Origin of the sequence: Pseudomonas sp. UYEF17 (assembly GCF_040546125.1) — a bacterium.
GTDB classification, from domain to species: Bacteria; Pseudomonadota; Gammaproteobacteria; order Pseudomonadales; family Pseudomonadaceae; genus Aquipseudomonas; species Aquipseudomonas putida_Z.
Genome location: NZ_JBEPNE010000029.1, coordinates 14678 through 34849 on the forward strand (window position 1 = coordinate 14678; position 20172 = coordinate 34849).

At 57.4% G+C, this 20172-nt stretch carries 14 protein-coding genes; 1 reads left to right on the forward strand and 13 read right to left on the reverse strand.

The window, feature by feature from the left end:
- Positions 1–23: 23 nt before the first annotated feature.
- The gene (locus ABIB24_RS25705; RefSeq protein ID WP_354317556.1) at positions 24–1697 is read left to right on the forward strand and encodes an FAD-dependent oxidoreductase; all 1674 of its coding nucleotides are present in this window, start codon (positions 24–26) and stop codon (positions 1695–1697) included.
- A gap of 68 nt (positions 1698–1765) precedes the next feature.
- Here the strand turns inward: ABIB24_RS25705 and ABIB24_RS25710 are convergent, their stop codons facing one another.
- The 13 genes from ABIB24_RS25710 to tssH form a co-directional block, all read right to left on the reverse strand.
- Complete coding sequence (locus ABIB24_RS25710; RefSeq protein ID WP_137164308.1) at positions 1766–2932, reverse strand: OmpA family protein; 1167 nt, start codon at positions 2930–2932, stop codon at positions 1766–1768.
- 21 nt (positions 2933–2953) lie between these two features.
- Positions 2954–3394, reverse strand: coding sequence for a type VI secretion system baseplate subunit TssE (gene tssE / locus ABIB24_RS25715; RefSeq protein ID WP_137164309.1), 441 nt, complete (start codon positions 3392–3394; stop codon positions 2954–2956).
- A gap of 4 nt (positions 3395–3398) precedes the next feature.
- Positions 3399–3935, reverse strand: coding sequence for a type VI secretion system lipoprotein TssJ (tssJ, locus tag ABIB24_RS25720; RefSeq protein WP_274121008.1), 537 nt, complete (start codon positions 3933–3935; stop codon positions 3399–3401).
- Positions 3916–5013 carry a type VI secretion system baseplate subunit TssG gene (tssG, locus tag ABIB24_RS25725; protein ID WP_137164311.1) on the reverse strand — a complete coding sequence of 366 codons (1098 nt, stop codon included), beginning with the start codon at positions 5011–5013 and terminating at the stop codon, positions 3916–3918. The genes tssJ and tssG overlap by 20 nt, the downstream gene beginning before the upstream one ends.
- Entirely contained in the window at positions 4977–6746 is a 1770-nt protein-coding gene (gene tssF, locus ABIB24_RS25730) for a type VI secretion system baseplate subunit TssF (RefSeq protein WP_274079761.1), read from the reverse strand. Before tssF ends, tssG begins: the two co-directional genes overlap by 37 nt.
- 23 nt (positions 6747–6769) lie before the next feature.
- Positions 6770–8356 (reverse strand): type VI secretion system protein TssA, encoded by a 1587-nt coding sequence (gene tssA, locus ABIB24_RS25735; protein ID WP_354317560.1) that lies wholly within the window; start codon positions 8354–8356, stop codon positions 6770–6772.
- Positions 8353–11397: an ImcF-related family protein gene (locus ABIB24_RS25740; protein WP_354317562.1), complete on the reverse strand. Its 3045-nt coding sequence runs from the start codon at positions 11395–11397 to the stop codon at positions 8353–8355. Before ABIB24_RS25740 ends, tssA begins: the two co-directional genes overlap by 4 nt.
- A gap of 299 nt (positions 11398–11696) precedes the next feature.
- Positions 11697–12923, reverse strand: coding sequence for a KPHS_23130 family T6SS system protein (locus tag ABIB24_RS25745; RefSeq protein WP_274079764.1), 1227 nt, complete (start codon positions 12921–12923; stop codon positions 11697–11699).
- Complete coding sequence (locus ABIB24_RS25750) at positions 12920–13183, reverse strand: PAAR domain-containing protein (protein WP_274079765.1); 264 nt, start codon at positions 13181–13183, stop codon at positions 12920–12922. Before ABIB24_RS25750 ends, ABIB24_RS25745 begins: the two co-directional genes overlap by 4 nt.
- 36 nt (positions 13184–13219) lie before the next feature.
- Entirely contained in the window at positions 13220–13777 is a 558-nt protein-coding gene (locus tag ABIB24_RS25755; RefSeq protein WP_274079766.1) for a hypothetical protein, read from the reverse strand.
- Positions 13767–14741 carry a hypothetical protein gene (locus ABIB24_RS25760; RefSeq protein ID WP_274079767.1) on the reverse strand — a complete coding sequence of 325 codons (975 nt, stop codon included), beginning with the start codon at positions 14739–14741 and terminating at the stop codon, positions 13767–13769. The genes ABIB24_RS25755 and ABIB24_RS25760 overlap by 11 nt, the downstream gene beginning before the upstream one ends.
- Before the next feature lie 134 nt (positions 14742–14875).
- Positions 14876–17413: a type VI secretion system Vgr family protein gene (locus ABIB24_RS25765; RefSeq protein ID WP_274079768.1), complete on the reverse strand. Its 2538-nt coding sequence runs from the start codon at positions 17411–17413 to the stop codon at positions 14876–14878.
- Between the two features lie 2 nt (positions 17414–17415).
- Positions 17416–20070: a type VI secretion system ATPase TssH gene (gene tssH / locus ABIB24_RS25770; RefSeq protein WP_274120995.1), complete on the reverse strand. Its 2655-nt coding sequence runs from the start codon at positions 20068–20070 to the stop codon at positions 17416–17418.
- Between the last annotated feature and the right edge of the window lie 102 nt (positions 20071–20172).

Here is a 20172-nt window from a genome sequence, read left to right on the forward strand (position 1 = left end):
CAACGCCTGAGCGGAACCCCACGATGCAACCCCTCGAATGTGACGTACTCGTCATTGGCTCCGGTGCCTCTGGCCTGGCTGCCGCCGTTACTGCCGCCCATCACGGCCTGCAGGTGATCGTCGCGGAAAAAGCCAGCCAACTGGGCGGCACCAGCGCCTGGTCGGGGGGCTGGCTGTGGATACCGCGCAACCCGCTGGCCATTGCCGAAGGCATCGTCGAAACCGACGATGCCCCGGAGCGCTACCTGCGCGGGCAAACCCATGTCAGCGAACTGGACCCGCGCCAGCGCGCCTTCCTGCACCATGGCCCGGAGATGGTGGCGTTCTTCCAGCAACACACTGCCGTACAGTTCCAGTGCGGCAGCCGCATGCCCGACATGCGCGAAGGCGACGGCAGCACACGCGGTGGCCGTTCGCTGTGCGCGTTGCCATACGACGGGCGCCTGCTCGGGCCCTGGCTGCACAAGCTGCGCCCACCGCTGGACATCGTCAGCCTGGCCGGCATGGGCATTGCCGGCGGTGCCGACATGGCCGCCTTCTTCAACGCCACACGCTCGCCCACGGCCGCGCTGCATGTGGGCAAGCGCCTGCTGCGCCATGGCCGCGACCTGCTGCTGCACCGGCGCGGCCTGCAGCTGGTCAATGGCAATGCCCTGGTGGCACGGCTGCTGCGCAGCGCCCTGAACCTTGGCGTGACGCTACTGACCGACAAGCCGGCCAGTCGCCTGCTGGGCGAAGGCCGGGTCAGCGGCGCACAGTTTGCCGACGGCCAGCTGATCCACGCGCGCCGCGGTGTGGTTTTGGCCTGCGGTGGCTTTGCGCATGATCGCCAGCGCATCGCGCAACTGATGCCGCATGCGCCGGACGGTGACCAGCACTACTCCGCCGCGCCATGGGAAAACAGCGGCGACGGCCTGCGCTTGGGCGAACAGGCCGGTGGCCTGGTCCAGACGACTGCGACCCATGCGGGGGCCTGGGCACCTGTGTCGCGGGTGCCGCGCAGCGATGGCAGTTTCGGCCATTTCCCGCACTTGATCGATCGCGCCAAACCCGGTTTCCTCGCCGTGCGCCGCGATGGCCGGCGCTTCGTCAATGAGGCCGATTGCTACCACGATTTCATGAACGCGCTGTTCGCCGCCACGCCGCAGGGTGAAGCGCCGGAAGCCTGGCTGATCTGCGACCATGCTGCGCAACGGCGCTATGGCATCGGCTGGGCCAAGCCCTTCCCTTTCCCCACTCGCCACTATCAACGCTGCGGTTACCTGCACAGCGGTCGCACGCTGGCGCAACTGGCACAGCGCTGCGGGATCGACGCCGCGCAGTTGCAGCGCACGGTGGACGCTTTCAACCAACATGCAGCCCAGGGTGAGGATCCGCTTTTCCGGCGCGGTGTATCGGCCTACAACCGGGCGCAGGGCGAGCCGTTGCAAGCCCCCAATCCGTCGCTGCGGCCACTGCTGCACGGGCCGTTCCACGCTGTGAAACTGTTGCCGGGCAGCCTGGGTACCTTCGCCGGCCTGGGCACGGATGCCTCGGCCCGGGTGCTGGACCGAGAGGCGCGGCCGATCCCCGGGTTGTATGCGGTGGGCAACGATATGGACAGTGTGATGGGCGGGTATTACCCGAGTGGCGGCATTACCCTGGGGCCGGGGATGACATTCGGTTATCTGGCCGCCAGGGTATTGAGCAGCTTCTAGGAGAATGCGGTTAGTTTTTCCCGAGGATAAGGTGAGCGCCGCCTATTAGTACGCGTTCACCTTGCTCCTTACACGCCCTCGCCGCTTCCAACCAGACGCCCTGTTGCTTCCAGTTCTCCGCATGCACCAGACTCCGGCACTAAACGAATGTCCACACGCCGATTTGCTGCTCGACCAGACTGCGTATGGTTGCTGCCAATCGGTTGACCGGCCGCGACCCCCTGAACAGCAAAACAACCATCCGGGATATCTCCCATACGCTGCATCCAGTCGCGGACAGCAGAGGCGCGGGCACGAGAGAGATCAAGGTTCTTGGTAGCATCGCCTTGCGCATCCGCATGACCGGAAATAACGATCAACCACCCAGGTTGGGCTTTGATGCCGACCAGTGCATTGATCAATAGCTTGGTTGAGCCGGGTTTGAGCTCGGAACTGCCAGGGTCGAACAGGTTCAAGCTGTCGAGCTGGATTGGCTTGGGCGTAGAGGGTTCTTGGATTTGCCTGGACACCCACTCCTGCCAGCCTAGCCAACCCACGAATGCGCACGTGACCGTCAAAGTCAGTAGCCACGGCAGTACAGCGCGCTTCTGCGCAGGATGCTCGACTACAAATGTGTAGGTCGACGGCGCAGGCACAACGGAGGCGATATGGGGCCTGACTGATGGTTCAGCAAACAATATCGATGGCTGTGACAGAAGCGGCACCGGCGCCGCCATGCTTCCAGATATGCGTTGCAGCAGGCTGAGTATCTGGTTTCGGAAGACCTGTAACGAAACCAATGGCGCATGACCAAGGCGTTCCAAACGGTGCTCCAGACAGTTCAACTCAACAATCAGGTCGCTCAACGCCGCCGCACTTGACCTGCCCCATTCCACCCTGCGAACCAAGGGATTTAACTGAGTAAACAGCCATGCCATGAGATCGATGCGAGCTGACGCCTGCACCGGCCACAAGCGCGGCCACTCATCGGTCAGCGTAGAGAGCAGTGCCAGCCCTTCCGTCAAGCCCGTCAGCCCCGTGCGGTAGCTACGCGCAAGCACGAACGCCACCGCCGTCTGCAGCTCAACCCCGTTCAGCTCGAAAAGCCGCAAGGACAACCCCTCGACCTTTGCCCAATCCACGTCTGGGCAGGCAGGGTGATTGAGCTTCGCCAACTCACCGTGCAGCAGCTTGAACTCATCAAGATTGCCCGGATCCCCGCCCAGGCGAACACGCATTTCAAAAAGCGCCGTCATCCGACCCCCTCGGTTGTCTGTCTAGTACTTGGGCAGGTAGCCTTCCTGCTTGAGGTGACGCACCACAGCCCGGCCCTCAGCCCCAAGTGTGGTTCCAAAGGTCACCCGGCCGCCGCCCTTGATGATTACCTGAAGGGCGTACTCAAGATGCCCAGGGCGAGACTGAGGTAGCAGCGCGATGCTCACCTCGGCCAGGCGTGGCTCATGACGACGCAATGTTCGTGCGATGTCATTCATCAAACCATGGGCCGAGGCAGGTAACCCTTGCAGTACCGTGCCCATGTCCGGCAAGCCGTAATCCGGCAGATGCGAGAGCGAACCCGCACGGCTGTTGAGAATGCGCTGGACATTGTCCAGCACCGAGAGGGTCAACTGGTCTTCTTCACTGACCTGGTCCAGCTCCAACTCACCGCTGAAGTTCTGCAACAGGATCTCGTAGAGAGAGGGACTGGTCGGGAACATGCTCTCAGTCCTCCGCACGCGGTCGAAGCGTCAATCGGTTATCGCCCAACTCAATCACGCGAGCCTGATCCGGGTCGAGGTCGTCACGGTCCAGCACAAGCCGCCACGTATCTTGCAGAACATCCGGACTTCTGAACAAAGCGACTACACCGACATACTGGGCTTCGCCTTGCAGTGGTGTACTCAGCTGCGCCGCTTCACCGGGCTTGATCACCACGACGCGCTCATCAAGCAGATCATCGCGAAGCACTCGCTCACCTTGGCTCACCAGATTGTCATAGGTGGCGTTCTCCAGTGCCTGGCTGCCCCTTAACTGGTAGACCCGCACCAGAACTGGCACCGACAATCCGCTCATCTCTTCGACATTGGTGTTCATCGCTGACCGGCCATTGAGGTCCAGATGCAGCGTTCTGACTTGCTTGTAAAAAATTGCATGTGCAGTGGATGCCGTGCCATCCGCCACTTTCTGTGCAAGGCCACACCCTCCCAATACACCGATCAGAGTGGATGCGGTGAAGGCCTTAAAACCAGTACGCCACATGCTCTACCTCTCTGCTGCAAGGGTGTAGTTGCAGGCCTTGGTATCGGCCCAGATTGATCGTGATCATGTCTTCTTGAGCCAGTGCGTGAGGGCCCGTTGCCCGTTTCAATACAGCGGTCATTCCCAGCATCGACTGGGTACGCCCCAATACCGGAACCGGCACCATTTCTCGCGGAATAATGAGTTGCAGCAGTGCTGTACATCGCCACCCCAAGTACACCTCCAGCAACACGCGCAAATCGGCGATCAGCCGACCACCAGGAAGCCACTCACGCGCCTCGTCCTGGTCCGCGGTACACAGCCGCAGGCGCAGCTGGCTGTTCGCATCGTGCCCGACAGCACCTAACGGCATGCCTTGGCCCAGCGTTACCGGGCGTTCGGGTGAAAGGCTGGCAGGCTGCGCAAGCAGTACCCTCTGCGGCCAATGCCCAGTTACATGCACTTCTGTCTGCGGCGCCAGCAACTTCACCAGTGCGCAAATCCCCTCCGCGTTGCGCGTGGGAAGCCGCATCACACTGAGCAAGGCCAGGAAACGTGACATGGGCGTGGCGATACGCTCGGCCGTACCGGGAATTCCCAGCCCGATCAAACCCAACAAGCACTGTGACGTAACATCGCGCCCGCCCGGCTCGAACGTTGCCGGGTAGGAGTACTTGCGCCAGATTCGGTAGAACTGGGTGAATATCCGATGGTTGAAGATGTCGAGGAAGTGCTCCAACGCCTCGTGGCCTTCGCGCCGCTGGGCGATATCGTCCAGATAGGCCGTTGGCAAAGGGGAGTCGACCCCATACAAACCCAGCAGCCGAGTACGCACCGTCAAGGGTTGGTCAGGAAACGCCTCATCGATTTCGAGGCCCTTCAACTCACCTGCCGGGAATCCCATTCCAGGGTCCGGCCGGAACCGAACCCGGTCATCGCCCGGATGCGCTGTACTCCCCAACGGTGGCTGTTCGTCCAGCACCTGCTCCAGTACTTGGCAGAAGCGGTAGACGTTCGCCGTTGACGCCTGCTCCGCCAGCACGTGCAGAATGCCCTCCGCCTTCAACCGGGAATACGCTGACTGTGATGTTCGCTCCATCGCAGGCACCTCCCCGTTGGTTGCAGAATCATGGTCAGTTGCGTGCACAAGTGAATATCCGCATACAGGGCGAAGAACCGGCTGAGCATTTCACCGAACAGGTAAATGTCCCCCTCCCCTGAAAAACCATTGCTATCGACAGTCACCTCGATATCCACGCCTCGTAGCAAAAAGCCCTTTTCGAATCGCTGAATCAGGTGATGCTTGACGTCGACAATCGCCTCCAGGCGCCGTCGATTCGTTTCGCTACCTGTCCACTCGTACAAGGCCAGGGTGCCGCGCAGTACTTCAGCACTGTTGAGCATCGGCAGAAAATTCGATCCAAGGTGACTGAGCACACGCCAGTGGAAACGATCACGGTTTGGCGGATAACACGGCAGGGTCGGCGCAGTCAGATTGCGTACGCGCAAGCCTGCCTGTGTGGACTGCGCCGCTGAATCGAGCAACGTACTGCGCAGCGCTTTGCGCGGCAGCTGACCATTGGTACCGGTCAGGCGCAGCGACAGACTTTTGCGCTTGAGCAACACATCCTTGTCAAAGCCCTCCCCGCCAAGAATCAGCCAGGTGTCATGAAGGCCATTGGCTCCACGCCTCAGGCGTGTATGAAAGTAGCGCTCGGGGGCCTCGTCGCGAAGCATCCCCCCTTTGTGGCGGAAGCTGCTGAAAGGCACATAGTCCTGACGCACGCTATCTTTCGCCCCTGAAACCCTGTCTACCGAATAGATCTCGGTATGACCGTCCTGCAACCGCATTGGCCTGAGCAGGTACTCATTCTGCAGGGGGTCCAAGGTGAGGGGATCCGCTTCCAGTGCAAACAGGTTGATCACCGGGACCGCATGCAAACGTATGTGCTCGGCTGTGGGCGTAGCAGCATGCGACCAGGACTCGCCGAGCACGACTTCAAGTTCGAACCATGGCGTGCCTGCAGGCAACGTTACCTCTTCCAGGCCGCAGAGCGTCACGAACATGAATTTTTCGCGGAACGTGAAGTACTCAAGTAGCAATTGATAACCGCTGAAGGCACTCTCGCCCTTAGGCCAAAGCCGATCATCGTCAGCAAAGCCCTTTGGCTTGAAATGCCCCACAAATGCTTGGCGCTGCGCCCTGCCCGGCACGCGTATGTAGAGCGATTGCACGTTCAATGTCAGTGCTTGGTGCAACACACTGGCAAGCGCTGCATCCGCATTCAGATACAACGGTATCTGCGCAAGGTCCAGCTGACTCCCATCGACCAACGCTCCACACGCAAATCGTAGGCGTAGCACCGCACGTCCGTCAGGCTCATGATCAAGGCGCACGGTATCAAGCTGAAGTGGCCGCAGGGTCAAATCCTGCGTGGTGGAGTAGCGGCAACGGGTGCGATGCTGCCCTACCGGCTGTGACAGCACCTGAAAGCCACTTGCGACCACCTCACTGCCTTTCATCTGGCTGACATCAGGCATTAGTTCAACGATGGCCAGCGAGGGTATGGTGCGTAAATAATGCGGCCACAACAGGCTCACCAACCCCTCTGTCAGCTCAGGCAAGTCGTCGTCCAGTTTTTCGCGTAAACGCCCCATCAAGAATGCGAAGCCCTCGAACAAGCGCTCCACATAAGGGTCTTCAGCGCCGGGTTTGTCCAGATTGAGTTGTGCCGCACGGTCTGGAAATGCCTGGGCAAACTCTTTGCCCGCTTCTCGCAAATAGCGCATTTCAGCGTCGAAGTAACGCAGGGTTGGGTTGTCCGTACTCAAAACAGATTCCTGATCAAAGTGGGTCAGCTGCACAGCACCGCAGCACGTACTGGGTCGATGGATACGAGCGCAGCGAGCTGGTGTTCCATTTGTCGCGCCAAGGTGGGCCTGTCGGCGTCGTTGCGCTGGGCTTTCAAACGCAGCAATTTGAGTAAACGCGCCTTGACTTCGAAGAGCAGGTCCGGCTCCCAGTCGGCAAAGGTGTGGCGTTGCGCAGCAGTATCCAGCTCCGTGAACAGATGGATGGCCAGCTCAGCCTTGCCGCACTGCTCCGCCACTCGCGCCATCAGCAAACGCAGGAGCCAGCGCTGCCGCCCGGTCTGTACATCCGGCCGGCTCGCCAACCAGGCCAGCGCCTGCTCCACGCCGTCGGCATCCGCTTGCGCCAGTGCTTCGGGCTCCAAGGCGAGTATTTCGCATGCCCCCGTCGAGGTGGCAGGCGCAGCTGCGGGCAGCCACTGTTCCGGGCGGTTACCACTGACTTGCTGGTTGATCCACTCACGCGTGGCTTCATCGGCGAATGCCGAGCCGTCATTCCAATGGAGCATTTCCAGCCCTGGCAGACGCAGCAGAAGCATGCCCAGATCATGTTTGAGGACATTCGCCCAGCTGTTCTGGGGCTCTGCTGATTTGCTCAGGGCCTGGTGGAGATACCATTGCAGATCCAACCAGAAGTGGTTCACGCCTTCGGCGTACATCCCCTCCACCTGGTCAATCAGCTCGGTCCAGTTTTGCTGCAGGTGCAGGCGTTTGAGCTGCGCGCGATACTCGCCGCGAGGCGGTGCCAGCCGGGTAATCCCTTGTGCATCGTGCGGCGGCACCTGATGCACGGTGTCCCAACGCAAGCTCTTCATCAGCCGATGCGCTGCCAGCCACCCCTCTGGTTGTTTACGCAGGTAGCTTGCCAGCCCCCGGCCACTGTCCAGCAAATCTCGTCCGGACTTGATGGGCGATGGGCTCGGGCCTGTGGCGTTACCGCCCACGGGTGCATCAGTACTGACCTGCGGGACGATTGCATCAACGCCACCCGACACAGCGAGGCGAGCAATGAGAGCACTGTACAAGGCCTCCAGTCGCGGGCGCTGGTCTTCCGGCCAATTGCTGAAACCGTGCTCCAACCATACCAGGGCAGCTACCGTCCGCTCGGCTTCTGCCTTGACCACCTGAGGGTACAGCGACAAGCTTGCCAACACTCTGCTGCCAGCAAGCCACTCCAAGGCCATCTTGCGGCTATTGGCACGCACCGGCAGGATATCGCAGGCGTAACGCTCCATCAGCGCAGCCAGCAAGTTCAACCCCTCTGCCAAGCCTGCCTCACCATCCCTGTGCAAACGTGCCCATAGGTAGTAGGTAGCAACACGAAGGTCTTTGCAGGACTGCTCTAGCAGCTTCTGCGCCAGTTGCGCCACCAGGTCCACATCCGCCCCGGAGAGCTTGTTGACCTCTTCGCGCATGCGCTGGAAATCGTCGTCATACCCCGGATCCTCTCCGACTGGCAGGTCATCGCGGATGGGTATCAGCCAGGCTTCCCAGCCATCACTGTGCTTGCGCGCCAAGGCCAGCGGTTCGATACCGGGCAAACAGCATTCGATCAGACTTTTCAGGCTCATTCGAAGCCCCCGTTCTGGGTATAGCGCTGCGAGTCACGGTCATCCACTACAAAGATCTCCCGAGGCAAGTTGAAATCTCGCAACTTCAGCAGCGCAAGCGGGCCTTCACCCAACTCCGTGCGCAAGTGCCAGGTCAGGCCTAGACCATCCGGCGCGCTCAACACGACCCGAAAGCGACTGTCGCCGTCGTCCAAAGCGCTGACAGTTGCTTGCTCAAGCAATCGAATCAGCCCCCAGGTGCCCTGGTAGTCCGCAAACAGGCGTTCTCCGGTGTAGACACTGCTCCAGGTCAGGCTGATACCCGGATAGTCGCCCTGCCCAGGCCATCGAAAGCGTTGCCAACTCTCCCGTTGGTTGAAGTAGTGATGCTTTTCGCCGTTGAGCACAAAGGTGGTCTGCACCACATCCCGCACAGGCTTGCCTTGCAGCTCGAAGCTCAAACCCATGCCGCCATCGGTGTACAACACATCGGCCAGGTGGCTGAGCTGATTGATCGCCTTCAAGAAATCCGGGTTGAAACGTAGGCCCTGGCTCTGACGCGAGTCGGCCACCCAGCGGCTGCCCTCCTTGCGCAGAAGCCCTGTGAGTTGCTGTGCCAGAAACTGCTCGATCCGCCCGGAGTCGGCCCGAATCATCTGCCCCAACATGGGCAACGAGGCGTCACTGCTGGTGGCGGCGAAGGGATAGCGGCCGCTGAATGCCCCCTGCCACTCATCGACGATCGAACGCTGCCACGCCCTGTTGAGGCCCGCCGACGACGGCTGCAGAATCTGTTGCCATGCCTGATCCAGCGGCTGCACGAACAGTGTGTTGGCCGCTGTGCCCCAGTCGGCACCCAGGCTGGCGGCGATCAAGTTGCCATAGGCCTGGGTATCGGTCAGGTCCGCTCCTTTACCTTGGAATACGGTCTGGGCCAACGTCTGGATCATTGCCTCAGGATCAGGTGCACTGACCACTTGCTGAAGCTTCAAGCGCACGGCAGTGACCCGTGTGAGGAAGGTCTGCAGGCTCAGGCGGTCATCACCCGTTCGGCCTTCAGTCTCCTTTCCCAGCAACGCCATCAACGGGCCAAAGGTACTGTCGAGCGGACCGCTGGGTGTTTGGGGAAGTTGATCGACTATCGGCGCTGCTTTCTGCCCTACCAACTTCTGTGCTGATTCGATCAGGGAATCGGCCAGGGCCTGGCCGCGGACGCCGGCCTGGCCTTGGTAACTCAACGTGTTCATCAAGGCGATCAGAGGTGACTGACGCACATCGCTCATTAGCGTCAACTGTGCAATCACATCGCTCAGGCCATGGCCCTGACGCCAACGCAGGCTATTGAGGAAGCCCAGCCAGGCACTGCTGTAATCCTGGAAGTAACGTGTGGTCAACCGGTCCCTGAGTTCGTCGGGGCTCAACTCCTTGGCAATGTCGTTGGGGTTGTCGCTGAGTACCCAGTCGATCTCTTCGCGCCGCGCCTGCGCCGCGTCTTCGATGGCTGCCTGGACCTGCCCTTCCCACGCTTGGCGGGTGAACACACCGGGGACCTGTTCAGCAGTGGAGAACAGGGCGCTCGCATCCGTGTCACCGACCATCTCTTGCAAACCCAACGCTGGGTAGTGGTTCGCCGCGTTGTCGAGCACCTGCTGGTACAGGCTGCTTTCCGCGGTTCGCTGACCCAGTTCGCGCAGCAGCACCTGGCGAGTTTGGGCGATCAACCTGAGGTCGGGCTTAATCGCCCAGTCAGGGTGATCGGGCAGATGCTGGCCGAAAAACGTCCACAATGCCGGCTCAGTTTCGCCCAGAGTCTCGCTCAAGAAAGCGGGATCCGCCTTTTCCGGCCGCGCCAGCATCAGATACGCTTTGAGATAACCGTAAGTTTCCCGCGCCTGCTCGGCACGCTGAGTGCTTGCTGGAGGCAACTTGACCAATGCATTAAGCCGTTCTTCCAGCTCAAACACTGCCGGGTCACGAAGCAACCGGTTATTGGCCTGCTCGTAGAGTGGCCACACCGCCTCGCCAAGGTCGCACGAGCGGTTCAGACCAAAACGCTGATACCACGGCGCCCCATGTTCACCGCGGTAATCCAAGCGAGAGAGCTCGCGTACAAGCTCGCTCAGTGCCTGCTTGGTTTCGGTGTCTGCCACAGGCTGCTGCAAAGCTCTGTACGCCGCCGCTATCTGAGCGACCTCGGCACGGTTGCTGGCAAAGGACAACAACAAGCCGATGCCCCAGATGGAAGCCAGGCCCAGCGCAGAAACGTAGGCGACTTTGGCTGGGTGCCAACCCAGTCGGCGGGCCCGGGCGGGGCGATCGTTGAATATCCCTGACCAGGCTGGGTCTTCAGGCCAATGGTGTTCAATTGACTTCGCCGGTTCTGGCCTCTGAACTGGCAAACTGAACCACATGCCACGAACTTGGATGCCTCGTGTGGCCCTTCCTGAAAGGGACTCAAGCACGCGATACCATCGTGCAGCACCATCAACCTGCAGGTTACGAGCAAGCCGCAGCAAGAAATCATGGGCCATGCTGCTCTGCATTTGCGCCAAACCTTGTTCGCGCAACGAGCGCTGCAGGGCGCCCAAATGCTCTTCCCAATGAACTGCGGCTCCCCGAGTGGGAAGCAAACAGCCAACCGCCTCGATGCCGCGCCCCGACTGGCCCCATTGGCTTTCACAGATTTGCCACACATGCACAGGCAGTTGCCTGCCTAGATAACGGTTCACGTCCTGCAGGTGATGAATGCTCGCACTCATTGAAGCAGCGTCGTCGACCTGGCGCTCGCTCAGCGCCCAAACGACACCATCAATGCCGCGCCAGCGAAACTGCCGCTGCCATTTATCGAGCAGTGTTGTGTCTGGTTTGGATAGAAGACTGCCACCATAAAGAAGAACAACTGACCGTCCTTCCAACCAATGCTCATCGATTAACCTTGGCGCAACAGAACTGACTTGAGGAATTTCGCCAACCACCAAGAACAGACGCACCTTGAAAGACCAAGACCAACCATATTTCTGACGAAGGCAATCTCGTATTACGTTGAAATTGTTTATCGACACGCCATGTGACGTACGCTTGACTTCTGGCCTACTGCCTGCCTGGGTTTTATCTACAGAAGAGTGACGGCGATAAGTTGTGCTACCAACGCGACGGCCTAATACCAGGAGACCTCCCCCAGACAATACCACCACAGTAACAACCAAAAAAAATAACCACACTAGCTCAATCACTCTATCAGATAACAAGTCTATCCCTCCAAGACAACCTCAGAACACCGCCACCAACGCAAATATCGCAACCATAGCAATGACAACAATTATCGCAAGCACCCACACCACTATTGAGAATATATAAAAAGCTAAATCGAATTTGGCGAAGCAGGTGTCACTGCGCAGTGGCAGAAAAACAACTCATCAGAGCCACCACTAATAACAAATTGCGCCCCCGCACCCAATTTAATACTTTCCGATGCGAGTGAAATCGCCAACCAAGGGGCTGCTCTACCTGCTGACCCAAGCAATGAATCTAAATCGTGAAACTCCTTTTTAACGGCTCCAGCCTCGCTCAAGCTTGTTAGCGCCATTGTCACCAACCTATCGTGGTATCGATCAACTCCCGATCGCCAAACATGCTCAATCGAGCACGCACTTATAGGCACCCACTCCAGCGCCTGCTGCACAGATAAATCTACATCCGAATCAGAGTCACGCAAAAACTCAGGCCGATGCAGACAAGCTATTGGATGCAATGACGGTACCGGACTGCAGCTGCCCAACAGCAGGCCCGCCACTACTTCAGCTGTATCTCTCGGTTGCTCCGGTGCAAATTGATAAGCAACAACCAGGAGCAGGGAGTTATCCTCGCCCCCTCGATCAAGCCATTGATCCACGACCATTAATCCGTCATCGCTGATAATTTCCGTAGACTGACGAATGCCTGACTTGCGCCATACGCTCCGCCATATACGGTGTAAAGTGCGTTCTGTTATTTGACTGTCACCCTCTACGAGCACCTTCAGTAGGATGTCATCAGCCAACCCATCTAAGATCTGTGCGAGATCAGTCAACACCTGCTCGAACGCCTGTAACAATACTTGCTCTGGATCGGCATTGCTACACCCGTCTATGCAGCTATGGCGTATTACATTCCCTCCAACCCTAAACGACTGGCTTTTAATAGCTCTAACGCCCGACAGAAGGTTACTGACTTGCTCTTCTGAACTTACACCTTGACGCTTCAAAGCCGTATAGATACTTGCACCCCATATCTGCAACGACCGGCGACCAACCTGATATTTCTGCTCCAGGTCCTTCGTCCTAGCTTCATCCCACCCATCAGCAACCCGAGCGTAACTCGCATAAATAATAAACCTAGTGAAAATTGCCATCACCCAAACCAGAAGAGGGGTTCCTAGGGCTACCTGCCAAATCCCCCCCGCATCTACATGTGGCGCTTGACCGACAAACAATATGCCGCCCATCAAACCCAAGAGCAGAAGCAGAAGTAACGTTCCTAGCCAAAACGACCATCTTGGTGAGCTCGGCCGTCGCGCCTTCTCCTGTACTTTCTGAATTTCAACTGTCACGTGACACCTGAACAAGGCAGGGATGAGACCAATGCGCAACCGCATCCGCAGCGGTGCCCATCGAAGGCAACAGCAAGGCCATTGTCTATGAAGGCCGGGTGTCCCTCAGCGATAACAGTCCTTCCATGGCCGATGACCGGACAGTTCACTGGATCTCCCTGACGCGCAACTCCGACACCATAAAACAACATAGATGACGAGCCTGAAAGAACAGTTCCACCCGCCGTATTTTTGTCTCCAATCCTGACAATCCCAATCACGATATATTCTCCATACAGCGTATGACTTGAACCTCATCAATTTCCGGATTTCTTCTGAAAAAGGTCCGAGCCGCAGAAGGAGTCGCCGCACAATCTATAGCTGGTAAGCGAAACGACTCGACCGAAGCTATCGACCCGACCGAACCACTCAATTGAAAAACCATATTCATCCCATTTCACTGATGAATAATCATTATCCTGTCCCTCTTGACCTGAATTCTGGCTCGCTAGCGAGATCGAGTGCAGGCAACTGCTTACTAATATTCGGCTACTTATCTTAGACGAAGATTCATATAACTGAAGCCAGACCTCATCTCCAGAACCACAAAAACCATCGGGCCGCAGGGGGTTCGAGGCACTCACTTGGAATATGGATAGATACTCTTTTTCACCTACACGATGCAGATCCCCATCAAAATAGACCCCTTTTATTCCCATAGGAACGCTTAGGACATATTCGTTTCCATTTTGAGCTCTCACCATCACCTGCCCATCCTTGGCATCAACCCAACGGACCTCGCTGGCGCACACTCCGACAACCCAAAACACATTGAGAAAAAAACCAATCAGACTTAGCCTTAGTTTACTTATCAAAAATGTGATCCGCATAACACACCCCACTGTACTGCCAGGGATGATCCTTGGTTTGGCCTTTCCCACCGTCCTTGTACTTATCCTTATCTCTTTCCCGAAGCTCACTCTCAGTTTTCCCCTTATTCTTTTCCTTATCCATAGACCAGCCAATATTTCCTGTATTTGAATCACAGAGAATACTTTTCTTTCTGACCCAGACCTCTGCAACACTATCCCACTGATGATAGGACCCACCATTCCAACGACTAAACACCTCATGCTGCAATTGATCATCCGTGTAAGTCCGCCCCTGCTGTCCTAGATATTTTTTTGCTGCAACGACCTTATCCTTATATATGCCCGACCCGCCTAGAATATTCTCTTTCCAACTCCAAACCTGCTCATAGGTAGGAGCTGGATTTGTCATTTGCGTGATACCATAACCTTTATCAAAAGCGACAATTGGCTCCCCATCAAGATTAATGAAGTGCTTACTTCCCGTCTCCTGTTCCAAGAGCTTCTCAAATCCATCCATATCATCCAAATCGCCCACGTATGCAGCAACCACTTCCTTGGACGGGTTCACCCCCTTAATTATCACAGATCGCTTAATACTCTTCCCAGCAGAGAGTACCGCAACCGTCAACCTCCCTCCTAAGACCTCCTCCAACTCCGCGACCCAAGTTTTACTATTACTATTAAAAAATCCTGATTTCTTAAATTCCTGCAAGGAATTGATTTTCCTCGCCCGCTCTTTTAGCCCACTAACTTTTGCATCCCATTCGATTTCCCACGACCAGTTCAAAGGCAAGCCATCTTGCACTCTCACCTCAAATATAATTTCTGGAAACTCCGCTTGATCTGAAATATAAAAAACGTCATTCTCACTTGGGCTAACCCATGAGAGCCCGCTCGCCGCCGAGACAATTTTTACAAGACTTTCCGCATCTGAGTTACTACTCAACGCCCCCTTGATTTCTTGCATACCACCCCCGCACACAATGTTGACAGAGCCAATTAAAGACCAATTCTATCCATGCCCAATATTTCACTAGCAAACTACTTAACCGGACTCACACCCACCACTCAGCAGAGACCTTATTCATTAATTCAATAATATTACTTGTCAGCTTCCGATCTTTCCTCGAGCTCACGACCAAAAACCAACGATAACTTTTCCGCCTTGAGAGTTTTTATGCGCTCGGTACGGCCCTGGCTGTCGGTTCTTCCCAGCCAAACCGTTCCAGATTCACTTGTAACCTTATACGGAACACCAACCATTGCGGACCGGCCATTCTCTTCAAAAATCTGGAACTGCTCGTCAAATTCTTTTAGAGGCCCGACTAATTCAGGTAACCTCAAGGAATCCACCCCTTTTGAAATTGCATCCATACGTTCAAAATAGGCAGACTTAATGACATAGTCCCCCTCAGTTCCAGATTCAATACTGCACGCATCTATCGCTATATAGCTGCCACCCGCATTGAGCGTGATCTTTTTGTTCGCAGTAATCCGGATCTCATCTTCAGTACTGGAAATCTCCAGACCATGCCGTGCGATTAAAGATAAACTGTCGTTCTGCGCCTGGATACTGACTGGCCCTTGGTTAGCTATAAGCTTGATACCCAATTTGCGCACGAACAGGCTCAGTCCCTGCCCTATGCCAACAAAGAGACGCTTGACCACGCTCACATCCGCCTTCCCGCCAGCGTTGAGCATTAGGTTCTTCTCGGCAGCCAGCTGGAGATGACTGCCACTGGTCAGCGAGATCCCTTGAGGCGCACTGAGCAGCAGTACCGAGGATTTGAGCTGTTCCAAGTCTTGCTTAAGCAAGTTCAGTTGGGCCTGGACATCCGCAGGATCCGCCTTGCACGCCTGGGCATCATCCGACAGCCCTTCCAATTGCTCCTTGGCTTGGTCAAGCCGCTCCACTGCCGCGGCCATTTCGAGCATGCTTCCCTTGGCCCCGTGCTGCGCATCGGCGCTGATAAAGATGCCGCTGCCACCGCGCATGGAGACATGTCCATCACTTCGCAGCTCTGCCCCCTCTCCCCGGCGATTACGCTCCGCATCGACTACATGACCCAGATTGAGCTGACTCTTGCCACTGTGCTCGGTACTGAGCTTGACGTGCTCCTGCCCGCGGGTGTCATCCATGCGCAACTTGTTGTTGGCCGGAGTCCGCAGCACATTGCGTTTGTAGTTGCGCAGCGTCACGTGGTCGGGATGTTCACTATCGTGCAAGGCATGGGCGATGTAGGGGCGATCCGGGTCGCCTTGCTCGAACGCCACCGCCACTTCAGTACCGCAGATCAACGGCAGGTGCAGGCCATGGGTGTCACCCGCGTAAGGCCGTGCCAGTCGTAGCCAGACGCTCTCCTCGCCTGCTCGCCAGGTGTCCCGGTCGAACAGGAAGTTGACCCGGTAGCGCCCCTCCATGTCGATATGGCCGTAAGGATCGTTCTTTTGCGTACTGGTGACCCGCGCCGGCACCGTGCCAGCGATCTGCGGCTTGTCCAACAATGTCGGTCGAAAGCATATCGACTCCGAGTAAGGAATCGCGTCGAACACAACTTCCAAACTACGGTCGCGTGCCGCCTCAACGGTCAGATGCGTGATGACGACCCCAGGCTCGAAAACCTGAGGCGCCCCATCGAAGACCATCAACACTTGGCCCGGGGCCAGGGTCACGCTGCTGCTGATGCCGTTGCAACGTGTCTGATCATTGAGGAAGCGTTCATGATTCAGGCGCGCATAAAAGTAGCCACTTTCGCTGAGCAGCTCCTCGTCCTGGTCAATTGCGTCACCCAGCGCGGTATAGGGTTCGCCGTAGTGATAGCCTTCGCCGTAAGTGGTGGTTGCCCCCCGGCTGTGATCCACCTCGCCATCCAGAAAGGCAGCCGCATCCCGGTGGTGGTAGGCACGCACGTTGATATGTTGCTCCACCACTTGATGCTGAACCTGCAATGCCCATACGCCTTCCTGCCCGTTACTGGTCAATCCCGACAGGGGACGATGCGGCAGCTTTACGCCGAACTGGTAATGACGTTGATGGTCATGAAACTCGACCACATCAAGGGAAAGGCGATCATCGTGGGTGAAGCGATACCAGATCCCGACCTCCGCCAGCAGACGGCTGATGAAGGCGAGATCGCTCTCACCGTACTGCATGACCTGCTCGCGCTTGGGGTATTCGCGCAACAGTTCAAACAAGAAGTGCTGCCCTTCGAACTGGTGGCGACTACGCAAGATGCTTTCGACGATTTCCGGTACCGACTGATGTTGGTAGATCCGGTACTGCTTGCCACGCCCGAGCAATGCCAGCCGCGCTTCGAGCGTTACCTCGTAGCGGGCTTCATCCCTGGAGCCGGACACGCGCTTGAGCCCCGTAATGACGCCATGCAGTGTGCGTGCTCCCCCCTCCGAGATCGGAAGCTGCGCAGTCAGTCGTGAAGCGCCCAGATGGAAGCTGGCATCCTTCCCGAGGATCTGCGCAGCGTCGATATCCTGCTCCGTGGAGGTAAACGCAACGGTGTACTTGAACGGCTGGCTCAGCCACTCCTCGCCTTTGAACGAAAGCACGTCGAGTTCAACGGCAAGCCCCTCGACTTCAAGCTGGTAATGATTGTGGATGGAGCCAACTATCGGAGATGCCATGCTCAGGCCCTCTCGACAGCCAGCAGCGCTGGATCGTGTTCATCCGAAAAGCTCAAGCTGATCCCAGCATCTTCGCAATACCCAAGCGTCACGGATTGAGTCGGCTGGCAAAGGGCCTGACGCTTCAGCAACTGCTGGCTGAGCACCGGCAGAATCTGCTGGTTCAGCAAGCTATCGATGTTGCGGGCACCGGTATCCGGCAGAAGGCAGGCGGCGACCAGCGCGTCATAAAGCGAGTCCTCAATTTCACATTGCAGGCCGTAATGCCGTAACAGGCGTCTGGCCACTTGATCGAGCTTGATCGCAACAATGCGCTTAAGCGCATCAGCTCCCAGTGGCCGGAAGATCAATGTCTGGAAACGCGCCAGCAACGCAGGCTGGAAATGCTCGCGTAATACCGGGCGCAATAGTTCATGCAGTGTCGCTTCCGAAGCGTCTGGCTGCTGCTCGATACAACCTTGCAGCAGGTCACTGCCCAGGTTGGAAGTCATCAGGATGACGGTGTTGCGAAAATCGATCTCCCTGCCTTCGCCATCGCGCATGAAGCCGCGGTCGAACACCTGATAAAACAGGTTGACCACATCACAGTGGGCCTTCTCGACTTCATCCAGCAACACGACGCTATAGGGGCGTTGACGCACGGCCTCGGTGAGTACACCCCCCTGGCCGTAACCCACATAGCCAGGCGGCGAGCCCTTGAGTTGGCTGACGGTATGCGCCTCCTGGTACTCAGACATGTTGAGCGTGATCAACGACTTTTCGCCACCAAACAGGCTGTGGGCCAATGCATGCGCCGTCTCCGTCTTGCCGATGCCACTGGTGCCCACCAACAGGAAGACGCCCATCGGTGCCTTGTCGTCAGTGAGGCCCGTTCGAGCGGCACGTAGCCGTTGGGCAAGTGCAAGCAGGGCTGGCTCTTGCCCGACAACACGCGCGGCCAACTGGTCCTCCAGGTTCAACAAGCTTGCATGTTCGTCCTTCAGCAAATTGCCGAGAGGCACGCCCGTCCAGTCTGCGATCACTTCGGCCACACTGCGGGTACATACGTCGAGCGACAGCAGTGGTCGACTCCCCTGCACGTAGCTGAGGTCTTGTTGAAGCTGAGTGCAGGCGGCTGTATCGACCTGCTCGGCCTGACGAGCATTGAGCAACTGGTGGGTGAGGTCGAGCTCTTGCTGGTACTGCAGCTCCAACGCGGACTGCTGACTTTCAAGTTGAACCAGTTGGGCCTTGATTTTCGCAAGGCGAGGCTCGCACGCGTCGCCGGTAAGCTGGGCATCCTCTTCGAGCGCCGTTCGCTCTGCGGTCAGCGCCGCCTTCTGAGACTTCAGAAGGACCAGAGCATGAGGCTCGCAATCCAAACTCATGCGAACACGCGCACAGGCAGTGTCGATCAGATCTACAGCTTTATCGGGCAAACGGCGCCCGGTCAGAAACCGCCTGGACAAGCTGACGGCTGCCTGCACTGCGGCGTCCTGAACGTGAACACCGTGGTAGCTGGCATAGCGGGCCTTGAGCCCTCGGAGCATCAAGCATGCAGTCGCATCATCCGGCTCATCGACCTTGATCATCTGGAAGCGCCGTTCGAGCGCCGCATCGCGCTCGAAGTACTGCTTGTATTCACTCCAGGTAGTGGCAGCGATGGTGCGCAGTTCCCCACGCGCCAAGGCGGGCTTCAACAGATTCGCGGCATCTGCCCCCCCTGCCTGGTTGCCAGCGCCGATCAAGGTATGTGCTTCGTCAATGAACAACAGCACCGGTGTCTCTGACCGCTGGACGGCATCGATGACGTTTTTCAGCCGTTGCTCGAACTCGCCTTTGACCCCTGCACCCGCCTGCAGCAACCCCAAATCCAGCGTACGGATGCTCACCGGTTTCAAACTGTCAGGGACGTCTCCGTTGGCGATGCGCAGAGCAAGCCCTTCGACCAAGGCTGTTTTTCCAACGCCTGGGTCGCCCACCAGAATAGGGTTGTTCTTGCGCCGACGGCTCAGTACATCGACCACCTGGCGGATTTCATCGTCACGGCCGAACACCGGGTCAATCTGCCCCGCTGCTGCCTTGGCGGTAACGTCATGGCTAAACTGGTCCAAGACAGCGACCAACGCTTCGTCATCCCTCAAGGCGACTGCTGCCTTGGCCTCTCCTGACACTTGTGGCTTGAACAGTGATGAATGCTCCGGTTGACGTTCTTCCGAATCGAATTCAAGCAGCGCTTCCATTTGCCTTAATTGCGTTGGGCCGATGCTCGATAGAGGCCAAGCGGCTGAACACCTGAGCAAGTTTGGCGTTTCAAATAACGCCCCCAGCAAGTGAAGGGATCGCAATTGCTCACAGTCGCGATCCAGCGACGCTAGCAACCAGGCATTGGTAATCAGCTGTTGCACCTCACCGCTCAACTGAGGTTTGCTGACTACGCTGCGCGGCAACAAATCGAAGTGCTCAAGCAACCCTTGCCATATGGCGTCCATATCCCAATCGTATCGGCGGGCGATAACCGCCAGATCACCTTGTCCCTGCTCAAAAAGCTTCAACAACCAATGTTCAATAGTGACATGACTATGCCCACGTGCCTGGCAAAGAGATGCCGCCGCCGTGAGTGCCTGAGCGCAATATGAGTTGAGGCGGCGAAGCAAGCGAGTAGGATCGTGTGCCATACAGGGCATCCTTGTCGTCAATGGTCAACGTGTCGCCACGCATTCGACCGTACCTGAATATATGAGGTGTATTTGGCTGAACGCCCGCGCACGGACGCTCAA

What these genes read in the sequence shown, in the direction of transcription:
- tssG (WP_137164311.1), bottom strand. Translation starts at nt 5,013, where the DNA reads ATGGAGCGAACATCACAGTCAGCGTATTCCCGGTTGAAGGCGGAGGGC.
- ABIB24_RS25765 (WP_274079768.1), bottom strand. Translation starts at nt 17,413, where the DNA reads ATGGCATCTCCGATAGTTGGCTCCATCCACAATCATTACCAGCTTGAA.
- tssA (WP_354317560.1), bottom strand. Translation starts at nt 8,356, where the DNA reads ATGAGCCTGAAAAGTCTGATCGAATGCTGTTTGCCCGGTATCGAACCG.
- tssH (WP_274120995.1), bottom strand. Translation starts at nt 20,070, where the DNA reads ATGGCACACGATCCTACTCGCTTGCTTCGCCGCCTCAACTCATATTGC.
- ABIB24_RS25705 (WP_354317556.1), top strand. Translation starts at nt 24, where the DNA reads ATGCAACCCCTCGAATGTGACGTACTCGTCATTGGCTCCGGTGCCTCT.
- ABIB24_RS25760 (WP_274079767.1), bottom strand. Translation starts at nt 14,741, where the DNA reads ATGCAAGAAATCAAGGGGGCGTTGAGTAGTAACTCAGATGCGGAAAGT.
- tssE (WP_137164309.1), bottom strand. Translation starts at nt 3,394, where the DNA reads ATGTTCCCGACCAGTCCCTCTCTCTACGAGATCCTGTTGCAGAACTTC.
- ABIB24_RS25710 (WP_137164308.1), bottom strand. Translation starts at nt 2,932, where the DNA reads ATGACGGCGCTTTTTGAAATGCGTGTTCGCCTGGGCGGGGATCCGGGC.
- tssJ (WP_274121008.1), bottom strand. Translation starts at nt 3,935, where the DNA reads ATGTGGCGTACTGGTTTTAAGGCCTTCACCGCATCCACTCTGATCGGT.